General features: G+C 44.7%; 21 protein-coding genes. 3 read left to right on the forward strand and 18 right to left on the reverse strand.

Going from position 1 to position 22776, the window contains the following annotated elements; all coding sequences use genetic code 11:
* The coding region (locus ACFSUO_RS16040) for an aminotransferase class I/II-fold pyridoxal phosphate-dependent enzyme (protein WP_382395953.1) at positions 1-685 on the reverse strand (685 nt) is incomplete at its 3' end.
* A 105-nt stretch (positions 686-790) separates the two neighbouring features.
* Positions 791-1177 (reverse strand): hypothetical protein, encoded by a 387-nt coding sequence (locus tag ACFSUO_RS16045; protein WP_382395955.1) that lies wholly within the window; start codon positions 1175-1177, stop codon positions 791-793.
* Between the two features lie 125 nt (positions 1178-1302).
* Between ACFSUO_RS16045 and ACFSUO_RS16050 the strand changes: the two genes are divergently transcribed.
* The gene (locus ACFSUO_RS16050) at positions 1303-1443 is read left to right on the forward strand and encodes a hypothetical protein (RefSeq protein WP_382395957.1); all 141 of its coding nucleotides are present in this window, start codon (positions 1303-1305) and stop codon (positions 1441-1443) included.
* A gap of 80 nt (positions 1444-1523) precedes the next feature.
* Here the strand turns inward: ACFSUO_RS16050 and ACFSUO_RS16055 are convergent, their stop codons facing one another.
* From ACFSUO_RS16055 to ACFSUO_RS16115, 13 genes are all read right to left on the reverse strand, one after another.
* A complete protein-coding gene (locus ACFSUO_RS16055) occupies positions 1524-2315 on the reverse strand; it encodes a 3D domain-containing protein (protein ID WP_382395959.1) in 792 nt (263 codons plus the stop codon).
* Positions 2316-2582: 267 nt separating this feature from the next.
* Complete coding sequence (gene opp4A, locus ACFSUO_RS16060) at positions 2583-4448, reverse strand: oligopeptide ABC transporter substrate-binding protein (RefSeq protein WP_382395961.1); 1866 nt, start codon at positions 4446-4448, stop codon at positions 2583-2585.
* Positions 4449-4611: 163 nt separating this feature from the next.
* Positions 4612-5532, reverse strand: a complete 921-nt coding sequence (locus tag ACFSUO_RS16065; RefSeq protein WP_382395963.1) for an ABC transporter permease — start codon at positions 5530-5532, stop codon at positions 4612-4614.
* Positions 5533-5562: 30 nt separating this feature from the next.
* Positions 5563-6525 (reverse strand): oligopeptide ABC transporter permease, encoded by a 963-nt coding sequence (opp4B, locus tag ACFSUO_RS16070; protein ID WP_382395965.1) that lies wholly within the window; start codon positions 6523-6525, stop codon positions 5563-5565.
* A 5-nt stretch (positions 6526-6530) separates the two neighbouring features.
* On the reverse strand, positions 6531-7463 hold the full coding sequence (locus ACFSUO_RS16075) for an ABC transporter ATP-binding protein (protein WP_382395967.1): 933 nt from the start codon (positions 7461-7463) through the stop codon (positions 6531-6533).
* Entirely contained in the window at positions 7450-8466 is a 1017-nt protein-coding gene (locus ACFSUO_RS16080; RefSeq protein ID WP_382395969.1) for an ABC transporter ATP-binding protein, read from the reverse strand. Before ACFSUO_RS16080 ends, ACFSUO_RS16075 begins: the two co-directional genes overlap by 14 nt.
* 290 nt (positions 8467-8756) lie before the next feature.
* Positions 8757-9773, reverse strand: a complete 1017-nt coding sequence (locus ACFSUO_RS16085) for an ABC transporter ATP-binding protein (protein WP_382395971.1) — start codon at positions 9771-9773, stop codon at positions 8757-8759.
* Positions 9766-10794 (reverse strand): ABC transporter ATP-binding protein, encoded by a 1029-nt coding sequence (locus tag ACFSUO_RS16090; protein ID WP_382395973.1) that lies wholly within the window; start codon positions 10792-10794, stop codon positions 9766-9768. Before ACFSUO_RS16090 ends, ACFSUO_RS16085 begins: the two co-directional genes overlap by 8 nt.
* Positions 10795-10808: 14 nt before the next feature.
* A complete protein-coding gene (locus ACFSUO_RS16095; RefSeq protein ID WP_382395975.1) occupies positions 10809-11732 on the reverse strand; it encodes an ABC transporter permease in 924 nt (307 codons plus the stop codon).
* Positions 11732-12667: an ABC transporter permease gene (locus tag ACFSUO_RS16100; RefSeq protein WP_382395977.1), complete on the reverse strand. Its 936-nt coding sequence runs from the start codon at positions 12665-12667 to the stop codon at positions 11732-11734. The genes ACFSUO_RS16095 and ACFSUO_RS16100 overlap by 1 nt, the downstream gene beginning before the upstream one ends.
* 378 nt (positions 12668-13045) lie before the next feature.
* A complete protein-coding gene (locus ACFSUO_RS16105) occupies positions 13046-14719 on the reverse strand; it encodes a peptide ABC transporter substrate-binding protein (RefSeq protein ID WP_382395979.1) in 1674 nt (557 codons plus the stop codon).
* A 311-nt stretch (positions 14720-15030) separates the two neighbouring features.
* Positions 15031-16725: a peptide ABC transporter substrate-binding protein gene (locus tag ACFSUO_RS16110; RefSeq protein WP_382395981.1), complete on the reverse strand. Its 1695-nt coding sequence runs from the start codon at positions 16723-16725 to the stop codon at positions 15031-15033.
* A 225-nt stretch (positions 16726-16950) separates the two neighbouring features.
* Positions 16951-17853 carry a DUF1002 domain-containing protein gene (locus ACFSUO_RS16115; protein ID WP_382395983.1) on the reverse strand — a complete coding sequence of 301 codons (903 nt, stop codon included), beginning with the start codon at positions 17851-17853 and terminating at the stop codon, positions 16951-16953.
* Between the two features lie 245 nt (positions 17854-18098).
* On the opposite strand from ACFSUO_RS16115, the gene ACFSUO_RS16120 reads away from it, so the two are divergent.
* Positions 18099-19295: an MFS transporter gene (locus ACFSUO_RS16120; protein WP_382396099.1), complete on the forward strand. Its 1197-nt coding sequence runs from the start codon at positions 18099-18101 to the stop codon at positions 19293-19295.
* Positions 19296-19447: 152 nt separating this feature from the next.
* Entirely contained in the window at positions 19448-19693 is a 246-nt protein-coding gene (locus tag ACFSUO_RS16125) for a DUF1450 domain-containing protein (RefSeq protein WP_382395985.1), read from the forward strand.
* Between the two features lie 642 nt (positions 19694-20335).
* On the opposite strand, the gene ACFSUO_RS16130 is transcribed toward ACFSUO_RS16125, so the two are convergent.
* Genes ACFSUO_RS16130 through ACFSUO_RS16140 form a run of 3 tightly spaced genes read right to left on the reverse strand, consistent with a single transcriptional unit; the run spans position 20336 to position 22579 of the window.
* Positions 20336-21505, reverse strand: coding sequence for an iron-containing alcohol dehydrogenase (locus ACFSUO_RS16130; protein ID WP_382395987.1), 1170 nt, complete (start codon positions 21503-21505; stop codon positions 20336-20338).
* 17 nt (positions 21506-21522) lie between these two features.
* Positions 21523-21900: a RidA family protein gene (locus ACFSUO_RS16135; protein ID WP_382395989.1), complete on the reverse strand. Its 378-nt coding sequence runs from the start codon at positions 21898-21900 to the stop codon at positions 21523-21525.
* A gap of 58 nt (positions 21901-21958) precedes the next feature.
* A complete protein-coding gene (locus ACFSUO_RS16140; protein WP_382395991.1) occupies positions 21959-22579 on the reverse strand; it encodes a lysozyme family protein in 621 nt (206 codons plus the stop codon).
* Between the last annotated feature and the right edge of the window lie 197 nt (positions 22580-22776).

Raw genomic sequence — 22776 nt, forward strand, 5'->3', positions numbered from 1 at the left:
AATGCTTGACCGTACCGGCCCCTTTACCAAGCACACCGGAGCCATGCGCGTCATCCACATACGTGATCAGGTCAAATTCCTCGGCAATACCGACAATTTGCGGCAGTTTGGCAATATCGCCATCCATGGAAAAGACCCCATCGGTAATGACCATAATTTTATTATATTGGCCGGACTCGACCGCTTTCCTTGCTTTTTCACGCAAATCATCCATATCCGAGTGCTCGAACGGAATAATTTTTGCTTTGGACAAGCGACAGCCATCAATGATGGATGCATGATTCAGTGCATCGGACAGAATAGCGTCATTTTTATCCATCACCGCCGAAATTGCAGCCATATTGCAATTGAAGCCGGACTGATAAGATATGACGGCCTCGGTCCCTTTAAATTCTGCCAGCTTCTTCTCCAGTTCCAGGTGCAGATCCAATGTTCCATTAATCGTGCGGACCGCGCCGGCACCAACCCCATGCGAGTCAACCGCATCTTTGGCGACTTCTTTCAGGCGTTCATCGGTTGCCAGGCCAAGATAGTTGTTGGACGAGAGATTAATCAGTTTTTTCCCGTCAATCGTTATCTCCGGCCCATTTGCTCCCTCGAGCGGGTCAATTTCATTATAGAGCCCTTTTTCCTTTAAATCTGCAATGGTTTCATCCAAAAAGGTTTGCAATGCGTTGCTCGACATTCAATTATCCTCCTTTTATGTAAACACATTCCCTATTCCGTACAAAAAATTTTCATGCCACACTGTAAAGTTTAACACAAATAGAAACCGTTCGGAACTCCCATACTATGGCTGCGCATTTACGCCGGCAGTCCATCTATTGATAAGGACACCCACTACCAGCACAGAGGCTGCCGTCACAGCGATATACAGGCCTGCTGTTGGGTAACTGACTAATTCTCCCCGGTAGCTCTGGGTTACTTCCAGACTGTACAAAACCAGAAACACAGCAGCCGAAATCGATGAGGCTAAACTGAGAAAGCCAGTTTTTTTCCGAAACAGGACGGCACAGATGGGGAAGGCAAACAAGATGAGGACGAGATATCCCCGATGTGTGAAACCACTAACATCGCCTTGAAAAGTCACATACGCCCATGGGTAAAACAAAGAGATCGCATAGGTAGCCGCTGCAGCGTAGATGAGTGAATCACCAATCTTCCAGTTACTTAACATACGCAACCCTTCCCTCCATTAACTATTTTGTAACATTTACCTGTCAGTTTGTCACAAAAATAGGTGGTGCATTCGGGTCTTTTTTACTATACTGGAGAAGAGAATAAAAAAGCGAGGGTGGCAGCGTGAGAAAAATCTTAATGGCGGTATTTTTGATGTTGATTCTCGGCTTCGGCATGATTGGTATGACTCAGACAATTAATGATTCAAACGATATGGTGGAAAAGAAAGATGATGGTGAGCGAAAAGCGGTTATCGCCCAATAGTGCGATTGTTGTCCAGTTATGCAGCACCATCAAAAATAAAGTGACCCTTGTTCAATCGGCAAGGGTCACTTTTTGATTTCCTATTTACTAACAATCGTTACGTCAACATTGCGGACGCCCCAGTTATTAGCCTCTTCCTTCGTTGGGACGTGGACATCAATTTTGTTGCCCTGGATGGCACCGCCAATGTCAGCAGCGGTTGCATAGCCATAACCTTCCACATATACTTCCGATCCTATGGGAATAACGTTCGGATCAACGGCGATCACTTTAGCGTTCGGATTGGCATTCAAGTTCACTCCCGTAGATGTGACACCGGAGCATCCTTCACAATCAGCTGTATAAGCTGTAGCTGATACGGAAACTGTTTTGCCTTCCGGATTATCCTTGGATGGCTGTTCCTTGCTGCTTTTTGTTTCAGCTTTTGCAGTCTGTTTGGTCTCAGTCTGTTTCGTTTTCGTCTGTTGCTGCTCTGCTCCCTCGTTGTTCTCCGAAGCGGAAGCAGCCTTATTTCCATTAGCATTAGCGTCTTTAATGTCAAGTTTTTGTCCAATCACAATCAAATCTGATTCCAGTTCATTCCACTTCTTCAAATCGTCAGTCGAAACGCCATATGCTTCGCCGATACTGATTAATGTATCGCCGTGCTGCACCCGATATGTCTCATGCAGGTTCAGCTCTTGCTTTGGCTGAATGGTCGTTGTGTTCAATTCATTTATTTCAACTAGTTTTTCCACGGTTGTATTATTTTCCTTTGCTATATCCCAAAGGCTGTCCCCTTTTTCGACGGTATATTCTTCTGCCGATACACTGGTCAGTGCTGCGCCGGCCATAAAGACACCCGCAACAATCGAAGCTGCCAGTTTCTTCATAAGGTAGTCCCTCCTTTGATTTCTGCATTGCCCATACTACCACAGCCCCAAAGGCTATGCAGTTACAGGTCAATTAAAAGTCCATTACAAGGATTACCAGACTACCGAAGAAATATTACAATTTTAATAGATTGATTGCAAAAAAAGCTTTCATTGTATTTGTAAGGGGTTTATTGACATAATTGTAACCCGGTGAAACAATCTGTTGATAACAAAAAGAGAAGATGCCTTTTTAACAGGCATCTTCTCTTTTTTTAAACCTATGACTTACTCGGCTGTAACTGGTTTTTCCTGTGTGACGCCAAGTTCGTACAAGTACGTATCACCAGTTGACATGTCATCAGCATGCAAGTCGTAATTGACAACACGATTGTTTACCGGAACGATTAATGAACGATACAATGTCGGGAATACCGGTACTTCATCAACCATCAGTTCCTGCCATTCATTGTAAATTTCCTGGCGTACTTCCTGATCAAACGCCTTCTCTGAAACACCTTTTTCCAGAAGTTTATCGTTCTCCTCGCTTGCGTAGCGGGAGAAGTTAAACAATGCTTTGCGGCCATAAAGACTAGTTGGGTCAACATCATAACCGACACTCCATGCCCCTTGGTAGATGTCAACATTCGGGTCATCGTTACCACTCTGGCCTACTTTATCGTAGAACGTATTAAATTCTAGCAAGCGTCCATTTACCAACTCGACATTAAGCCCAACGTTTTTCCAGGCCTGAATATAATAGTTTGCGATTGGCTCAGCCACGTCACCGCCTGACATTGAAGCGAAATTAATGGTTAATTCCTCACCGTCAGGGTTTTCACGAACCCCATCGCCGTTGACATCTTCATAGCCGGCTTCATCCAACAGTTGTTTGGCCTTCTCCGGATCATATTCCCGACCTGGATTGCTTTCATCATGATAGGCAGGATGGGATGGTGGTATCAACGTCGTACCATTCCAGCGAAGCCCATTATAGAACTTCTTCCCTACTTCCTCATTGTTAACTGCATGCCACATCGCTTGGCGAAGTTTTTTATTCGCCATTTTGGCATCCGGATCAGGTTTTACCTGTTTGTTTTCTTTGTCCCATGTACCTAGCTTAAAGCCAATATACGTGTAGGCAAGGTCAGTCTTGCCAATATACTCCACATTGGATAAGTCAGCATTTTCCGGATACTGATCCGTTGGGAACTTACTTACCAAGTCGACCTCTCCGCTTTCCATTGCCTGAACAACCGTATTTGGATTAATAACTTTTATGACAACTTCGTCCAGGTTTGGTTCCCCGCGCCAGTAGTCTTCATTTGCCTTCAATACAACAGACTCACCAGGAACAATACTGTCCACTTTATACGGACCGAATCCGATTGGGTTTTTCCGTACTTCCGGTGATTCGGCAATTTCAGTTATCTTCATATCTTCGAAGATATGCTTTGCCATTGGATAAATCCAAACGCCACCGGTTAAGAGTGACGGTGTAGCCTTTTTGTATGTGATTTTTAATGTTTTTTCATCGACTACTTCAATTCCAGAAATGGAATCCGCTTCACCATTATGGTATGCTTCCATTCCCTCGATATTCCGGAAACTTGCTTTATAACGCGGACCATTATAATCCGGGTGTCCGATTACTTCATGTGCAAACGCCCAGTCTTCCGCTGTAACCGGCTCGCCATCATGCCAATTCACACCATCCCTAATGGTAAACGTAAATGTCCGGTTATCATCACTTACTTCATAAGTTGCAGCGCCATCATTTGTCATCGTATAGTTTTCGTCATACGTTAGCAGTCCCTCATCAAACCATTGAAGTACTTGTGCATCAGGATTCCCATCATAGAAGTTCCAGTTCAATGTACCTTCAAAAGCAGTGTCCGATACCAGGCCAAACGTTATTGAACCACCATCAATTGGTTCGCCGTCATTTGAGACTGTTGCACTAAAATCTTCTATTGAGTACAATTTGTCTTCTGACGCTTCTGCTTTTCCACCATCATCCGAACCTTCTTCTGTACCTTCACCGGAATCTGACTTATCTTCACTGCCGTCAGATCCGCCGCTGCATGCTGCCAATGCAAACAGCAACACTAAAAACAGTGCGAATAAAGCCTTCGAAACATTAGACTTTCCCATTCATTAGACCCTCCCCTTAAATTAATTTCTGTGACTTTCTGCCCTGTCAGTCAGCCTACCGTACGGGCAATTATATACTCAACACCAGTCCCGGCCTCAGGATTGGTGCAAGTATCCTGATCAAGCATCAGCCTTTCGCAGCTCCAAGCATTCCCCCCTTCAATCAGCCTCTTCTTTGTCTTGCGTCGGTTGCCCGTTTGAGTGCCTGACCGACGTTATTTACTGCAAGCATAAGTACAAATATCATGACGGATGCCGGTACCCAGATCCACCATCTTTGTTCCAGTGTCTGTGGATTTGTTGCATAACTGACAAGTGTTCCCAGACTTGGTGTACTTTCAGGAAATCCAAACCCTAAAAAGGAAAGGCCGGATTCCAATCCAATGTTTGCTGCCAAATTCAGTGTCATCGTTACGATAATCAACGAACTTAAATTGGGAAGAACTTGTGTAAACATGATCTTTAAATTAGAAGACCCTAGCGTTTTCGACGCCTGTGCATAGTCCAGTTCCCTTTCCTGCAATGCCTTCGACCGGATTAGCCTGGCAATTCCCATCCATAAAAAGGCGGCCATAATCAGTGAGAATGAAACAACACCATATTTCGGAACGATCGCAACAAATACAATGACAACCATGATAAATGGCAGAATCAAAAAGAAGTCAAGAATACGCATCATAATGTTATCTACGTGTCCACCAAAGTAACCGGATACCAGACCATAGATAACACCAACTATTCCGGTTATCAGTGTAACGAGAATCGCTACTGATAGTGAATTCCGCGTTCCAATTATCAGCTGTCCAAAAATATCCCGGCCACCGTAGTCTGTACCAAGTATAAATTCTTCTGACGGTGGTTCGTGGATAGCAAACAAGTCTACCTTTACAATCTCTTCCTTATTCAGGATAATAGATGTTCCGTATACGAAAACCACAACTGCTACCAAAAGAATCAAGGATACTAGGGCAACTTTGTCCCGGCCAATTTCCCGCCAGAGGATGCGCAATCCGGATGGACTTTCACTTGCTTCGGAATTCAGTTCAGACTGATTTACATTCTCTTGTTCGTTTTTCTTTTCCATATTCCATCACCTCAGAGTCTATCTGATTTCCTATTTAATACGAATACGAGGATCTATGAGACTTAATATGATGTCTGAAATCAATGCCCCAATAACAGCTGCTGCTCCAAATATGAGAACAACTGATGTAACGACGGTGTAGTCACGCAAAAGAATCGATTGGATAAATAAATCGCCCATGCCGGGGTATCCAAAAATGCGTTCAACAAATACCGTTCCACCGATTAAACCGGTAATTTCAAAACCGAAAAAAGCAGCAATCGGCAGTAAGGAGTTTCGGAATATATGACGATTATAGACCCTTGATTCAGAAGCACCTTTGGCTCTTGCCGTAATAATGAAGTCTCTTTGTTTTGTATCAATAATTTCACTTCGCAAATACTGTACCGTATTGACCGTTGTAATCAGCCCCAGTGAAATGGCAGGAAGTAGTAAATGATTAATTTTGCTCATCACGTAATTAAATGTTCCCGGCTCCGTACCAGGTGCAACACTGCCGCTAGTTGGAAACCATCCTAATTGATAGCCGAAAATCCACAGCATAACCAATGCGAAAATAAAGATTGGTGTCGCAAACCCGATGTAGGTGTAACCGGTTATTGTGCTATCCAGTAGACTATCGTTAAACCTTCCGCTCGTAATCCCCAGGGGAATGGCAATTAAATACGTAATGATTAATGTTGCCACACCAAGCCAAAATGAATTTACCATCCGCTGCCAAATCAACTCCGAAGCTGGCATTTTAAACTGGAATGACTGACCAAGATCACCCTGTACAGCTCCAGTTACCCAATCTGTATATTTTATATACCATGGGTCATTCAGCCCCAGTTCTTCCCGTCTATCCTGCATTTCCTGTGGATCCAAGTCTGGATTTATTTGACCTGTTAAAGCATCACCGGGCATTGCCTGGGCCATCAGGAACACTAGTAAACTTAACAAAAGTATTTGCGGAATCATTATGAGAATTCGCCGTACAGTAAATTTCCACATATGCGTCAACCTTTCTCCGGTAGTGCTACTAGATGTGTGTCAGATATTGGTTTCAGGTCGTAGGCTAAACCGTCATTGCCAAAGTAATCGTCATAGGACGCATCATATTCTTTCTGCACTTCCTGACGGTGACTGATTAAGTCTTTCCGGTTTTCTGGGTTAATGTCCGGAATGGCAGCGACAAGACGTTTTGTATAGATGTGCTGCGGGTTTTGGAAAATATCGTCTACTGTTCCCTCTTCCACATACCGGCCATTGTACATAATGCCGATATCATCGCACATATGCCTGATAACACCAAGGTCATGTCCGATAAAAATATACGTCAATTCCAGTTCTTCCTGAATGTCTTTCATAAAATTTAGAACTTGCGCCTGTACAGATACGTCGAGAGCTGACACCGGCTCATCTGCAATGATCAGTTTCGGTTTCAGGGCGATTGCTCTAGCAACTCCAATCCGCTGACGCTGCCCCCCCGAGAATTGGTGTGGATATTTTACGATGCCTTCCGGGCTTAAACCGACCATCGCCATCAATTCCTGAACGCGTTTTTTCTCTTCCTGGTTGGATAGTTTTTCATAGTTTCGCAATGGTTCAGCAATGATATCGCGCACCCGTTTTTTCGGGTTTAATGACGAGTAGGGATCCTGGAAAATCATCTGAATTTCTTTCCGAATATCCAAATTCGTCTTTTTCAAATTTGTTATATCGTAACCGTCGTAAGTGATTTTCCCTGCTGTCGGTTTATTTAGTCCAATAATGGCCCGGCCTGTTGTCGTTTTACCGGATCCTGACTCTCCAACAAGGCCATATGTTTTGCCTTTTTCAAGAGAAAAGGATACCCCGTCGACAGCTTTGATATGGTCAACCGTTCTACCAAATATACCGCCTTTGACCGGAAAATGAACTTTGAGGTCTTCTACTTCAAGAAACGCCATGATGCTGATCCTCCTCTTTCTCATCCGGGAAGAAAAATTCCTTATAACATGTGCACCGTACGAAATGGCCAGGGCTTATTTCGTGCAGTTTCGGATTTTCTTCGTGAGCTGATTCGTCTATCCATGGAATTCTGGAGCGAAAACGACAGCCTGTACGCGGCAGTTTTTGCAGTGATGGTACTATCCCCTGAATAACATGGAGTTTCGAGCCCACCGATTCGGCATTCGGAACAGAACTCAGCAGCGAACGTGTATACGGATGCTGTGGATTTCCGAAAAGTGAATGAACATCGGCCACTTCAACGATTTGCCCCGCATACATGACCGCCACTCGATCGGCCATTTCCGCCACAACACCTAAATCATGTGTGATGAGGATAATTCCGGCGTTCATATCCTCTTTCAGTTCATTCAGCAAATCCAGAATCTGGGACTGTATTGTTGCATCCAGTGCTGTGGTAGGTTCATCCGCTATGAGTACTTCCGGATCATTGGCTATCGCAATCGCAATCACTACACGCTGGCGCATGCCTCCGGACAATTCATGTGGAAATTGCTCATATACTTGTTCAGGCCTGGCAATCCCCACCTTTTCGAGCAACGATATCGCCTTTGCCTTGCGTTTTGTTTTCGATAACGTCTTATTATGTAAAAGCAGTACCTCTCCAATCTGATCCCCGATCTCCATCAAGGGGTTTAATGCGGTCAACGGATCCTGGAAAATCATGCTCATTTCGTCGCCGCGCAGTTTGTTGATTTGCCCTTTGGAATACTCGGTTATATCCTCCCCTTTGTATAAAATATCTCCTTCTATTTTTGCCCTATTGTGCAGCCGCATCAGCGAAAAGGCCAGGGCACTTTTCCCGCAGCCGGACTCCCCGACGATGGCAAGCACTTCATTTTCGTTGACTGTCAAAGATACATCGTCAACCGCTGCATAATAATCATCTTCAATCCGGAATGATGTTTTCAGGTTTTTAATCTCCAGTAATTTTTCGTCCATGCTATCACCCTATTGAAAGTAAGTTTTATCTTCCATTCCAGTGCTTTCTCTTCCAACACACTTTTTAAAGATTGAAAAAATTGCTAGTAAAAAAATAAGGAAGCTTAGCTGTAATAAAACTGTAATATAAAATCAATTTGTTAAAGTATATATTATTTTCAGATATTTAACAAGTGCTTTTTTGTTTTTCTTTGTAATTTTTTTACTACTTTCTATAGATAAAAAGGCCGACCAGACTAATTCCGGCCGAGCCTTTTCAGTCTCATTATTAAGTCGTATTCTGACTTAGTTTAGCTTTGCACTGCCTCCCGTGCTTTGTGTTCATCATTGTAGTTCTCATTGTACAGGTGGCAGGCAACCCAGTGATCTTTCGTATATTCCTGCCATTCCGGTTCTACTTTTGCACAGACGTCCATTGCCAGCGGACACCTTGTGCGGAAACGGCAGCCGGTTGGTGGGGCGATCGGGCTTGGGACGTCTCCTTCAATGACAATGCGTTCCCGCGAACGTTCCACTTCCGGGTCGGAAATAGGAATAGCGCTCAATAAGGCTTGCGTATACGGGTGGAGTGGCTCATGGTATAAATCATCACTTGAGGCCACTTCTGCCATCTTGCCCAAGTACATAACACCTACTCTGTCACTAATATGCTTCACCATGGAAAGGTCGTGGGCAATAAACAGGTAGGTTAGACCACGCTCTTCCTGTAATTTCTTCAGCAGATTAACGACCTGTGCCTGAATCGATACGTCCAGTGCAGAAATAGGCTCATCTGCAACGATAAACTCCGGATCAACAGCAAGTGCACGGGCAATGCCAATACGTTGGCGCTGGCCGCCACTGAACTCGTGTGGGTAACGGTTGCCGTGTTCCTGGTTCAGACCAACCGTTTCCAATAGTTCGTTGACACGTTTCAGTCGTTCCTGTTTCGACTTGGCCAGGCCATGGATGTCGATTCCTTCAGCAATAATGTCTTTTACAGTCATTCTAGGGTTCAGGGATGCATACGGGTCCTGAAAAATCATTTGCATGCTGCGGTTAAATTTCTTCAGTTCCTTGCTTGATTTCTTTCCGTGTACATCGTCCCCCTGAAAATCAACTTCTCCATTGCTAGCCTCATAGAGTCTGAGTATCGTCCGTCCGGCTGTCGATTTTCCGCACCCGGACTCACCAACAAGCCCGAATGTCTCGCCTCTGTATATGTCAAAACTAATACCGTCAACGGCTTTCAGCGCCGTCTTGCTGTCCATCGGGAAATGCTTTTTCAAATCTTTTATTTCAAGTAATTTTTCACGTTGTTCAGTCATTTACTTTCGAACCTCCTACGATTGCAGATTCGGGTGGTTCTACATCTGGCGCACGCTCATCCAGCAGCCAGCATGCCGTCTTTTGTGTCTCGGATAATTCCACATATTCTGGCATGTGATTTTCACACACTTTCATAGCATATGGGCAACGCGCAGCAAAAGGACAACCTTTTGGCGGATCGAGCAAATCCGGTGGTGTACCAGGGATTGCCTGCAGTTCCTCGTCGCCACCTTCGAGTTTCGGCATCGAACCAAGGAGTCCCCATGTGTATGGGTGACGCGCATTGTAGAAAAGCTCATCAACAGAGCCTGTTTCGACAATTTTCCCGCCGTACATGACCGCAACACGGTCGGCGGCATTGGCCACAACCCCCAAATCGTGGGTGATCAGTATAATAGCGGTACCAGTCCGTTCTTTCAGATCCCGCATCAAGTCCAGGATTTGTGCCTGAATGGTCACATCCAGTGCAGTAGTCGGCTCATCGGCAATAAGAATTTTCGGGTTGCACGCCAGCGCAATGGCAATCATCGCCCGCTGACGCATCCCACCAGAGTACTGGTGCGGATACTGGGTGATTCTTGTTTCCGGATTAGGAATTCCGACAAGCTTCAGCAGTTCGACACCACGTTCATGCGCCTCTTTTTTTGTCATGCCCTGGTGTTTAATCAAGCTTTCGGAGATTTGTTTTCCAACCGTCATGGTCGGATTCAAGGACGTCATCGGATCTTGGAATATCATGCTAATTTCCTGACCACGTATGCTTTCCATCTGTTTATCCGACTTTTGAATAATATCTTCTCCGTCAAATTTAATCGATCCGCCAGCAAATTTTCCCGGCGGCATTTGAATCAGGCGCATCAATGATTGAGCTGTAACACTTTTGCCGGATCCGGATTCACCGACAATGGCCAGTGTTTCTTTTTCGCTCAGTTCAAAATTGACATCGCGAACAGCCTTCACATCACCGCCAAACGTATCAAACGAAACGGAAAGATTATTAACTTCCAATATTTTCTTCATTTTCTATCCTCCCATTATTTACGTTCTTTCGGATCCAGCGCGTCACGCATTCCATCACCAATAACGTTAAAAGCAAGCATGGTCAGTACGATAAAGAATGATGGGAAAAAGAGCTGATACGGCTGGTATTGGAGATAAGGCAGGGCCGCATCTGACATCGTACCCCAGCTGGCAAGTGGAGCCGGGACTCCTAGCCCCAAATAGCTCAGAAATGCTTCTGTAAAAATGGCGTTTGGAATCGTTAATGTCAGGGTAACTAGAATAGGGCCCATTGTGTTCGGTACCAAGTGCCTGAGCAACAGCCTGCCCTTTCCTGCACCCAATGATTGCGCAGCCATGACATACTCCTCATTACGTAGTTGCATGACCTGTCCGCGTACAATCCTAGCCATATTGATCCAGCCTGTAATGGTCATCGCCAGAATCATTGTCCACAGACCCTGCGGCATAACGACCATCAGCAAGATAACAACAAGCAGATATGGAACACCGTACAGAATGTCAGCAATACGCATCATGTATTCATCGACTTTCCCTCCAAAGAAACCAGCAGTTGCACCCCAAATGACACCAATGATCAAATCAAGGAATGCAGCGGCAAGTCCAATGAATAGAGAAATCTTCGCACCATACCATGTTCGTGCAAATATATCCCTTCCCAGTTGATCCGTCCCGAACCAGTGATCAGCGGACGGGGGCTGGTTGGCATTAATCAGGTCATTGGAAAAGTAATTATAGCCGGAAATCGGCCCGCCAATAAACGACATGATTCCCAACAGGATAATAACCCCAACCCCGAACAGTGCCAGCTTGTTCTTTCTAAAACGGCGCCAGGCATCTTTCCAGAAGGACGTGCTTTCACTGGCAATTTTCTCAGCCTCGGCTTCACTATATTCGATTGGTTCAAAGTCTGACGGCTTCAAGTTTAACTGTGCCATTATTTGCTTCCCCCTTTATTGGTAACCTTAATTCGAGGGTCAATCAGTCCATAAATTAAGTCGACTATTAAGATAGACACCAGCAAAAGGACACTGAAGAAAACAGTTGTACCCATAATGACGGTATAGTCCCGGTTTGTAATACTTTGGACAAATTCATTACCTAATCCGGGAATAGCAAAAATCTTTTCAATGACAAAACTTCCGGTCAAAATAGCGACGACTAATGGCCCTAAATACGATACAACCGGCATAATCGCATTCCGGAGTGCGTGCTTATAGGTTACAACACGGTCACTGAGTCCTTTTGATTTGGCCGTTTTAATATAGTCTGAGCTCAAGACTTCCAGCATGCTCGAACGCATCAGCCTGGCGATGAATGCAAGCGGTGTTGTTGCAAGCGCCACCGCAGGAAGTATGGTGTGTACAAATGAATCGAACCGGGCGACCGGTAATGCGTCCATTTGAATGGCAAACACATACTGCAAGAGAGCTGCCATAATAAAGTTTGGCACTGAAATACCAAGTACAGCAACCACCATCGCCGTATAATCTCCAAACTTATTATGCTTCAAGGCTGCAAACACACCGAGAAGAACTCCTATCGATAGCGCAATAAAGATAGACTCGAGCCCCAATACAAGTGAATAAGGGAAACTCCGATTAATGATATCATTGACCGACTGAGCGGGATATTTGAATGATGGTCCAAAGTCCCACGTCGCAACGTCTTTTAAATAATCAAAATATTGTACATATATTGGCTCATCCAATCCATATTGTTCGTTCAATTGTTTTTCAATCTCTGGTGGTATCTGTCTTTCAGCAGTAAACGGACCGCCCGGAGCAGCCTGCATTAATAGAAACGTAATCGTAACGATAAAAAATAGGGATATAACGATAAAACCCAAACGTTTCAATAGATACTTTGCCAAAGCGTAACACCTCACCTTTCTTTTCTTTGTTTTCCTATTGCTTTGCAGTCTGTTCAACCATACATAGCAATTTGTTGTTTTGATTATCATAAGATTAAAAATATTGGCTATTCTACATGAAAAGAAGGGGTGAAAGAATCACCCCTTAACAGTTCACTATCTCCATCAAACTAAAAGAGGTTGTCCTTTTTGAACTCGCACTAATGGTAGTTTGAAAGAAATAGTGAACGGTTGATAACCAACAGTTTATAAGACTTAGATATCAAAGGAGTATAATTCTTGGTGTATAAAACGGTCTGATGTTTCTTTTACAGGAAACAGGTATAAGGTATATAGAAACCTATACACCTTATACTGTTTTCATTTGTTGTCCAATTACTAATGTTCGGCAATATAGCCCCACTTAAACTGAATGGTTCCCAGCTTACCAACTGGTACATCCTTCACATAGTCTTTATGGGCATAAACGTTTGTATAGAAGTAGATTGGTGCAAGCGGCATTTCATCCATGAAAAGCTGTTCTGCTTCCCTTAGTAGTTCTTTACGTGCCGCTTCGTCTTTTTCTTGTCTTGCCTTTTCTAGCAGGTTTGCATATTCGTCGTTTTCCCAGTTGGTGTAGTTGTTGCCGCCAACGGTTTCAAAGATTTCCAGGAAGTTGATTGGATCAAGGAAGTCTGCATTCCAGCCCATGCGGCCAACCTGGTAGTTGCCTTGGCTCAGCGAATCGAGGAATACGTTCCACTCTTCGTTATTCAGCTCAACGTCGACACCAAGGTTTTCTTTCCACATATCCTGAACCGCCTGGGCAATCGCACCATGGGCTTCACTTGTGTTATAAGAAAGTTTGACTTTTGGCAATTCGTCGAGACCTAACTCTTCAAGCCCTTTGTCAAGATATTCTTTCGCTTTTTCGACATTGTTGTCTTTAAAGTAGCCGTCTTTGTTTTCTTCCCAAATGGCTGTTGGAACAAGCGCCATGCCAGGCTTTTGTTCACCTTTTGTGATATTTTCGACAATGCCTTTACGGTTAATGGCTAATGTTAGCGCTTTTCGGATATTTTTGTTCGTAAACGGCTCTTTTTCCGTATTAAACGAGTAATAGTACGTGCCAGCCAAAGGTGAAATATTCAGGTTGCCTTCCTGCTTCATTTGCGGGATGGCTGCTAATGGAATCGAATCTAACGGTGAGCCGATCCAATCCAACTCCCCATCATCGTACATTTGCTTGGCCGTGTTTTCATCGTCGACCATTTCCATGGTGATTGTTTCGAGATGTACATTTTCTGCATCCCAGTAATCAGGGTTCTTTTTCAGGACAATTTGATTTTTGTGTTCCCATTTATCCAAAAGGAACGGTCCGTTTGTTACATAGTCTTCGCCGGCTTCAGAAGCCCAATCTTTGTTCTTCTCGGCCACGTTCTGATTGAATGGGTAATACGTATAGAACGCTGTCAGCTCTAGGAAATATGGTGTCGGATTTTTCAGTTCAACAACGAGCGTTTTCTCGTCTTTTACGGTAATGCCGACATCATCCAATGAGCCTTCACCGGTTTTGGCAGCTTCTGCACCTTTGATTGGGTACAGCTGATAAGCATAATCGGTATCAGGGCTGTCCGGATTTAACACCCATTTCCATGAGTCTGCAAACGTCTGTGCTGTGATCGGATCACCATTCGACCATTTCACACCGTCACGGATCGTGAATGTATATGTCTTCTTGTCATCCGAAATCTCAATGTTGCTGGCCATCGCTTCTTGTGGTTCCCCGTCCGGACCGATGCGTGTCAGCCCTTCAAACACTTGACTAAGCACGGCGTTTGATGTTGAGTCGGTTGCCTTTCCAGGGTGCAGGGACGGCGGTTCGGTCTTAATGTTCACCGTCAGCGACTGATCATCCGCCAATGCGGCTTCACCAGTGTCACCGGATCCTTTGTCATCACCCGCATTTTTTCCTTCGCTACCACCAGAGTCATCTCCACCACCGCAAGCAGCAAGGAAGACGCTTATAGCGAATACGAGTGTAAGTAGTAATGACCACTTCTTCCAATTCATTCGTTAAAACCCTCCCTAGTAAGTCTAGTTGTCGACTTTTTACAGACAATTCACATTGTTGTTGAATTATCTGTTACATAATTATACTATGATTTCTAACAAATTTCACTATCTTTTTATAAAAAAACTATTTGATTTATTTCATAATCTAAATATTTCGTGTTCCTAATTATGTATTCGCTTACATAAAACTAAATAATTCTTTACGCAGCTCTACCTTCAACCTCTTTTAAAAAACCATATAAGACATATAAAAAATCTATATGCCTTATATGGCTCTATTTTATTCTACAGCTTTATCGGCTGCTTATTTATTGTTCGGCTATATAGCCCCACTTGAACTGGATAGTGCCCAATTTTCCGACCGTAACGTCTTTGACGTAGTCTTTATGAGCATAAACGTTTGTATAGAAGTAGACTGGTGCAAGCGGCATTTCATCCATGAAAAGCTGCTCTGCTTCACGCAGCAATTCTTTACGTGCTGCTTCATCTTTTTCTTGTCTCGCTTGTTCCAGTAAGCTGGCATATTCATCGCTTTCCCAGTTGGTGTAGTTGTTTCCGCCAACGGTTTCAAAGATTTCCAGGAAGTTGATCGGATCAAGGAAGTCTGCAATCCAGCCCATACGGCCAACCTGATAGTTGCCCTCAGTCATGGAATCAAGGTAAACGTTCCACTCTTCGTTATTCAGCTCAACATCGACACCAAGGTTTTCTTTCCACATGTCCTGAGCTGCTTGGGCGATTGCGCCGTGCGCTTCACTTGTGTTATAGGAAAGCTTAATGGTCGGCAATTCGTCAAGTCCCAGCTCTTCAAGCCCTTTGTCAAGATATTCTTTCGCCTTTTCGATATTGTTATCTTTAAAGTAGCCATCTTTATTTTCTTCCCAAATAGCCGTTGGTACTAGTGCCATTCCAGGCTTTTGCTCACCCTTTGTAATATTTTCGACGATGGCTTTGCGGTTGAGGGACAGCGCGAATGCCTTACGAATATTTTTGTTCGTAAACGGTTCCTTTTCCGTATTAAATGAGTAGTAATACGTACCCGCTTTTGGTGAGATGTTTAAGCTGCCTTCCTGCTTCATTTGCGGAATGGCTGCTAACGGTACTGAATCTAATGGTGAACCAATCCAGTCCAATTCCCCATCATCGTACATTTGCTTGGCCGTATTTTCATCGTCGACCATTTCCATGGTGATTGTTTCGAGATGTACATTTTCTGCATCCCAGTAATCAGGATTCTTTTTCAGGACAATTTGATTTTTGTGTTCCCATTTATCCAAGAGGAACGGTCCATTTGATACATAGTCTTCGCCGGCATCAGCAGCCCAGTCTTCGTTCTTCTCGGCCACGTTCTGATTGACTGGATAAAACGTGTAGAACGCCGTCAATTCCAGGAAATATGGTGTCGGATTTTTCAGTTCTACAACGAGCGTTTTCTCATCTTTCACGGTAATGCCGACATCATCCAGGGAGCCTTCACCAGTTTTAGCAGCTTCCGCACCTTTAATTGGATATAGTTGATAAGCATAATCCGTATCAGGGCTATCCGGATTCAGCACCCATTTCCATGAGTCGGCAAACGTCTGCGCGGTAATTGGATCACCATTCGACCATGTTACTCCGTCACGGATGGTGAATGTGTATGTTTTCTTATCATCCGAAATTTCGATGTCGCTGGCCATCGCCTTTTGTGGTTCTCCGTCTGGACCCATACGTGTCAACCCTTCAAATACTTGACTAAGCACGGCGTTTGACGTGGTGTCAGTCGCCTTTCCAGGGTGCAATGATGGCGGTTCGGTCTTAATGTTCACTGTCAGTGACTGATCGTCCGCCTTTGCGGCTTCTTCACTGTCACCGCTGTCTCCTTCTCCACCATTTGACTGTTCTGTATCGTCACCCGTATCCTCTCCTTCACCGCTGCTGCTTGTATCTCCGCCACAGGCAGCCAGGAAGACTCCCATAGCAAATACGAGTGCAAGTAGAAATGACCACTTCTTCCAATTCATCCACTTTGACCCTCCCTAATGAATCTCTTGTTTTTCAGACAATTCATTTGTTTGTGAATTACCTGTGCTATCATTATACTATGACTTCAGAATAATTTCACTATTTTTTATAAAAAAATATTGGTTTATTTCAAATACCCAAAAATACAAGGGGAGGGGGTCTATTATTGTTTATGCTTTCAACCGCTAATGAAGTTTCTTTCTATTAAAAAGAGAGACAGCCAGTTACGAACTGGCCAATCCCCCGAGAAAGTCACCAATCATATTAATAAGTTTATTAAAAAAGTTCTCCACCTTCTTCCAAAAGCTTTCATCATTTACCAGGTCCTGCACTTTGGATGCAATATCATCGAGCTGGTTTTTCACCTTATCAAAATCGATATCCAGGTTGCGCATGCGATCGAATAAATCGATGAGCATCTGCCGGTGTTCGGCACTCAGTGAAATCTCCAGCTGATCAAGTTTTTCCTGAACAATTTGTTCGACTTCTTCTTTTGTTGCTGGATTCTGTTCGGCTATTTGCTTCTTGATTTCCGTCAGCAATTCACTCACTTTCTCCTGATTTATACCTGCTTCATCGGCAAGGTTAGTCGCCACGCCAAGCTCGTCATTGGCCAGTTCCATCCGTTCTTTGTCCAGCTGTTCGCCTTCTGCATCGTAAGCTTTATAAATTCCAGTCAGTGCTGAGTGTCCGCTTACTTTCACAGGGGACGCCACGTCAACGGTTGCATTTTCTACTCCAGCAGTGAGGAGGGCATTGGCATACATTTCATTCGTCACCTGAGTAATGTTATCAGGGGTGACAATATTTATCGATAGATCAGCCCCTTTTTCCTCCCGGGTGATTTTAGCCGATGAGAACATGCGCGAATTCGGGTCGCCATCAATGTAATTCGCAATATCCTTCCCTGTCACCGTATATTCCCTTACGTTATTTTTATCTGTAACTTCCAACAATTCTTTTACTTCCTGTTTCTGGGCGTCGGACAATGTATCACCATACACGACAATTGGGGCACCGAACTTTTCGTTGATTCCGTCATCTGCCGCCTTTACTGGTGCCGCAATGACTCCAGCCGCAAACAGGATGATTGCCGCTAGTGACAGCATCTTGGCAAAATATCTCATATTGAATGGCTCCTTTGCGTTGAAATGTGTGCTTGTCCAGCATCACTCTATGTTACGATTTATTATACAGCTTTATGACCGTTTTAGATAGCCCTCCCTATTGTTTTAACAGGGAGCTGTAGTCTGTGAGCATTCGTCTTTTATTTTATTTCGGGTTGGCTTATATTTAGGGTAACGAATTAAATTAGAAAGAAGGTCTTATCATCACTGGGCAAAATCCTTATGTGAAACGTAACTTGGTTATCATGTGGTTTGCGAACTTTTTCATTGCTGGAAGCATCACGATGGTTCTTCCATTCATTTCGCTATTCATTGAAGAGTTCGGGGATTTTTCTGATTCCTATGTGCAATCATGGTCAGGCTGGATTTTCGGAATCACCTTTGTCGCTGCGTTCATTTTTTCACCAATTTGGGGACGGATTGGTGATACGTATGGCCGGAAAAAAATACTGATTCTTTCATCTGTCGGATTAGGTATATCTGTCCTGTTAATGGGGTCTGCGAACTCCGTCTGGGAGCTGTTTTTTCTGCGGCTGTTCATGGGCGTTTTCACAGGATTTATTCCGATGTCGCAGGCGCTTATTTCCACGCAGACGCCAAAGGAGGTTGCCGGCCGGGTGCTTGGGACACTGCAGACAGGCAGCATCACCGGTTCATTGATGGGGCCGCTGCTCGGTGGTGCTTTGGCAGATACATTTGGTTTTGCATCGACATTCCAATGGGTGTCCCTTTCAATCTTTCTATCGGGTTTTATTGTATTATTCGGTGTCCGGGAAGCCCTTGTCAAAGACTCTGACGATGAGGACCAACAGCAGTCATACACGAGCAAGGAAGTACTCACACACATCATTAAAAACCCCGTCCTTCTTGTTGTTATGCTTATCTCCGCGCTCGTGCAGATTGCGCATTTCAGCATTCAGCCGATACTGTCGCTTTACGTGGAAGCTATTCATGGGCCAGCAAATATTGCGTTCTTTTCCGGCATGGCTTTTTCCGCTGCGGGGCTCGGAAATTTATTAATGACGAAACGATGGGGGCGCCTTGGGGACCGGATCGGCTATGTCAAAGTTCTTATCTTCTTACTGTTCATGGCTGGCATCGTCTACTTCCCTGGTGCATTTGTGACAACGATCTGGCAGCTGGTCATCCTGCGTTTCCTGCTCGGTATTTCCATTGGCGGGATTATCCCGGTCCGGATCGCTTATATCAGGCAAGAGGCACCCATCTCCATGCAAGGTGAGGTACTCGGATACAACACCAGTCTGCGGTTTCTCGGAAATATAATCGGCCCGGCACTGGGCGGCATGCTGGCAGGCTTTTTCGGATTTTCCGCCGTCTTTTTCGTCACCAGTGGATTGCTTATCTTAAGCGGCTGTTTCATGCTTGCCGCTTGGTATAAACACGAATATGCCGGAAAACAAACACAAACCAGTTCGTCTTGATGAAAGGATGGCTGACAGCAGCTTCTTAGTGGGAGCTGCTTTTTTTTGGTTGGAGATACATGTTTTTTCAGGCAGAAATATTGATTGCGTAAGCTGGATATGATACAAATAAGGAAGTTACCATTATTAGAATTAGAAAGAAAGTGATAGTTATGGGCGTAGTCATTGTCGAGGTCTGTGACGGAAACGCGATCACTTCTTTAGATATAGAGGGAATTATTGAAAATGAATTTCCAGAAGTCGCCGTTCTGATGAATGAATGCTTATCTTTTTGTGGCTTATGCCGCGTGAAACCATACGCACTCGTCAACAACCGGCGCGTTTTCGGGAACACACCTGAAGAATGTTTAGATAAAATTCGACAAGCGATAAAAGAAGAACTGGCCGTTTATCAATAACGGCCAGTTCTTCTTTTGTTTGACTCTTTTCGTAACCTTCTGTTTTACCAGCGTAGTTGATATAAACTGCGATGTACTGTGAAAATGGAGTGCTATGACACCGCTCTGGAAATACACTCCGCTTTCCGTGGGCGGCTGATGAGCCTCCTCATGCTCGTCACGTTGCAAGCTTACTCGGCGAAGCATACGCTCCTCGCAGGTCGCAGATTACTCGGGGAAGCCTTGCTTTGTGCTTGCGCATTGCGGGGTCTCATCTAGGCCTCTGCTCCCACAGGAGTCCGTGTATTTCCTCCGCTAATGTTGTACTTGTAATCGGTTATATTTATTTGATGCTTAATTATATCTCTATTTTGATGGTTGATTGGAGTGGAGGCCAGTCGACTCCTGCGGGAAAAGCAACAGCTGAAGACCCCACAGGAAGCGATTTTCTTCCGAGGAGGCTGAAGCGTTGCCCGCGGAAAGCGACTGGCTGGAACGGAAATCAACAAGCACTTACGTCGCATTATATAGAAATAGTTCATCAGTGCTTCATTTTCAGAGTTGACGCAAAAACAGCAGTCTTTTAGAAAACAGCCTTTTAGTTATGTTCGACAATATTCCTCATTTTTATTGCCCGGGAAATATTTTTTAAAAAACCGTAGATTAAAGGCTTGATTTAAATATTTCCACTGAATCGTCTCGCGTCAATTTCTTGAAATTGCCAAACTCAGGACGCGCAATCACGGTTTTATCAGCCATCTCCTCTATCGTGCTTCCATCAATACCATAGTAGCCCAGGTCCGCTGGTGCACCAATGGAATTCCAGAATTCGCGCAATTTGTCGATCCCTTCCACTGCTGCTTCGTAGTCACTTTTTCCTTCCGCATCAACATTAAACACACGAACAGCTAGCTGCTTGAACCGGCTGGCATTGGATTCATCAAGCACATGTTTCATCCAGTTTGGAAACAGAATGGCCAGCCCGCCGCCATGTGGAATGTCATGGATGGCTGAAGCGGCGTGCTCCAGATTATGTGTCGCCCAGTCCCCGCGAAAGCCCATATTGAGCATGTCATTCAATGCCAGTGTTCCGCTCAGCATAATTGTTTCGCGGTACTCGTAGTTTTCCAGATCATCCACCAGTTTTGGTGCTGTTTCTTTCACTGTCCGCAAAATGGATTCACAGAACCTGTCCTGTATAGGCGTGTTCCCAGTCTGGTGAAAATAGTGCTCCAGCACATGCGACATGATATCGACCATTCCATAAATGGTCTGCTCGAGCGGTACAGAGAATGTGTTCGCTGGATCCAAGATGGAAAATTTAGGGTATGTATATGGCGAACCCCACCCATGTTTTTCGTGCGTTTCCCAATTGGTGATCACCGAACCGCGGTTCATTTCCGATCCTGTTGCCGAGATAGTCAGCACCGTTCCAAATGGCAATGCGTCGTTGGCCTTGTCTTTTTTCGTCACAATATCCCATATATCGGTATCGGTCTTTGCTCCGGCAGCAATTGCCTTTGTTGCATCAATGGTACTTCCACCACCGACTGCAAGCAGAAATTCAACGCCTTCACGTTTGCAGATGTCGATACCTTTTCTAACCGTCGAAACACGCGGATTCGGCTCCACACCTGGCAATTCGTGCACTTCCGCATCAATTGCAGCAAGCTTTTCCATAACATTGTCATAAACCCCATTACGCTTGATGCTGCCACCACCGTAGACGACAAGCACCTTTTTCCCATATTTCGAAACCTCTTCTGGCAGGTTTTCCAGCTGGCCCCTGCCGAATATCAGTTTAACTGGATTATAAAATGTGAAATTGTTCATGATGATTCCCCCATTTGTCAGTCTTTATGAACGATGGCATCCATTTCAATGCGGGCACCTTTTGGAAGCTGGCTGACCTCCACTGTTGCCCTTGCTGGATATGGCTGTGATAAGTAACTTCCATAAATTTCGTTGACTGTCGCAAAATCATCCATCGATGCAACATATATGGTGAACTTTACCACCTTCGAAAAATCAGCACCTGCTTCTGTCAGAATGGCCTGCAGGTTTTTAAGTACTTGCCTTGTCTGGTTCTCAATTCCATCTTCCAGTTCACCTGTTTCCGGATTTAAGCCAATCTGTCCGGAAATGTAAACAAAGTCCCCCGCCTGAATCGCTTGTGAATACGGTCCAATCGCATCCGGTGCATTATTTGTGTAGATTGCTTTTACCATTATAAATCTCCTCCCCCATTTATCTGTTCAAATCCAGCTTATCATGTCACTATTCCGACTACGAATCATTTGCAGCGGCCTTTCGATATTCGAGCACGTCGCGGACGTAATAAATATCACCATAGCAAGCGTCGTACTGTTCTGCCGATTCTCTTAAACAGCTGTATTTTGATTTATCGCTCGCTGTCTTGTACATTTGCTGCGAAAAAGCAATGGCGGCATCTTGTGAATAGGTTCCCGAGTTGGCCTTTACATAATCAATAAACCCTTTGCCAAAATTGTACGATTGGATGGCCAGCTTCACATCACCATTCGCCGCTTCCAGTGTATGGGAAAAATAACGTACACCCTGCTTAATAGACAGCTCCGGATCATCAATACAGCCGCGCGATCCGCAGTAGCTTTCAGAGGATTGCATCGGGTCATTCCCGCGCCCGCCTGACTCCTGCATCATCATGGCCAGCAGTACGTCAACATGCTCACTCACCCCGTACTGTTCTGCATATGTTTCCACGACCGGTTTGTAACTCCATACGTCCTCACTCAGCCCTGCATACTGCTTCCCCATTGGCGACTTCCCCCAGTCCGTTGATGCGAGCGATATAATAACCAAAATACCCGCCATCATGAACGCAGCCAGTATCGACTGTTTAAGCGCTTTTTTTGTTTTTCGTTTCATACCATCCCTCTGCCCATTTTAAAGTCTCTGAAACTAGCCGTGCAGACAGCCAACATCCACCACTGGGCGCACCGCAGTCAGCTATTTTGTTTGCGTTCTTGCAGTATTTCTTTTTCACGCCATTTGCCATACCGGTAATATAGAAATGCGACAAAACTGCTGACGAGGAAGCTGGCGCCCATGCCGACAGCGATCCC

This window comes from Lentibacillus juripiscarius (assembly GCF_042685205.1).
Classification (GTDB): domain Bacteria; phylum Bacillota; class Bacilli; order Bacillales; family Amphibacillaceae; genus Lentibacillus; species Lentibacillus juripiscarius.

Bases quoted from the DNA above. Each gene is read 5' to 3' on its own strand.
- ACFSUO_RS16045 (WP_382395955.1), bottom strand. From the start codon at position 1,177: ATGTTAAGTAACTGGAAGATTGGTGATTCACTCATCTACGCTGCAGCG.
- ACFSUO_RS16055 (WP_382395959.1), bottom strand. From the start codon at position 2,315: ATGAAGAAACTGGCAGCTTCGATTGTTGCGGGTGTCTTTATGGCCGGC.
- opp4A (WP_382395961.1), bottom strand. From the start codon at position 4,448: ATGGGAAAGTCTAATGTTTCGAAGGCTTTATTCGCACTGTTTTTAGTG.
- ACFSUO_RS16065 (WP_382395963.1), bottom strand. From the start codon at position 5,532: ATGGAAAAGAAAAACGAACAAGAGAATGTAAATCAGTCTGAACTGAAT.
- opp4B (WP_382395965.1), bottom strand. From the start codon at position 6,525: ATGTGGAAATTTACTGTACGGCGAATTCTCATAATGATTCCGCAAATA.
- ACFSUO_RS16075 (WP_382395967.1), bottom strand. From the start codon at position 7,463: ATGGCGTTTCTTGAAGTAGAAGACCTCAAAGTTCATTTTCCGGTCAAA.
- ACFSUO_RS16080 (WP_382395969.1), bottom strand. From the start codon at position 8,466: ATGGACGAAAAATTACTGGAGATTAAAAACCTGAAAACATCATTCCGG.
- ACFSUO_RS16085 (WP_382395971.1), bottom strand. From the start codon at position 9,773: ATGACTGAACAACGTGAAAAATTACTTGAAATAAAAGATTTGAAAAAG.
- ACFSUO_RS16090 (WP_382395973.1), bottom strand. From the start codon at position 10,794: ATGAAGAAAATATTGGAAGTTAATAATCTTTCCGTTTCGTTTGATACG.
- ACFSUO_RS16095 (WP_382395975.1), bottom strand. From the start codon at position 11,732: ATGGCACAGTTAAACTTGAAGCCGTCAGACTTTGAACCAATCGAATAT.
- ACFSUO_RS16105 (WP_382395979.1), bottom strand. From the start codon at position 14,719: ATGAATTGGAAGAAGTGGTCATTACTACTTACACTCGTATTCGCTATA.
- ACFSUO_RS16110 (WP_382395981.1), bottom strand. From the start codon at position 16,725: ATGAATTGGAAGAAGTGGTCATTTCTACTTGCACTCGTATTTGCTATG.
- ACFSUO_RS16115 (WP_382395983.1), bottom strand. From the start codon at position 17,853: ATGAGATATTTTGCCAAGATGCTGTCACTAGCGGCAATCATCCTGTTT.
- ACFSUO_RS16120 (WP_382396099.1), top strand. From the start codon at position 18,099: ATGTGGTTTGCGAACTTTTTCATTGCTGGAAGCATCACGATGGTTCTT.
- ACFSUO_RS16125 (WP_382395985.1), top strand. From the start codon at position 19,448: ATGGGCGTAGTCATTGTCGAGGTCTGTGACGGAAACGCGATCACTTCT.
- ACFSUO_RS16130 (WP_382395987.1), bottom strand. From the start codon at position 21,505: ATGAACAATTTCACATTTTATAATCCAGTTAAACTGATATTCGGCAGG.
- ACFSUO_RS16135 (WP_382395989.1), bottom strand. From the start codon at position 21,900: ATGGTAAAAGCAATCTACACAAATAATGCACCGGATGCGATTGGACCG.
- ACFSUO_RS16140 (WP_382395991.1), bottom strand. From the start codon at position 22,579: ATGAAACGAAAAACAAAAAAAGCGCTTAAACAGTCGATACTGGCTGCG.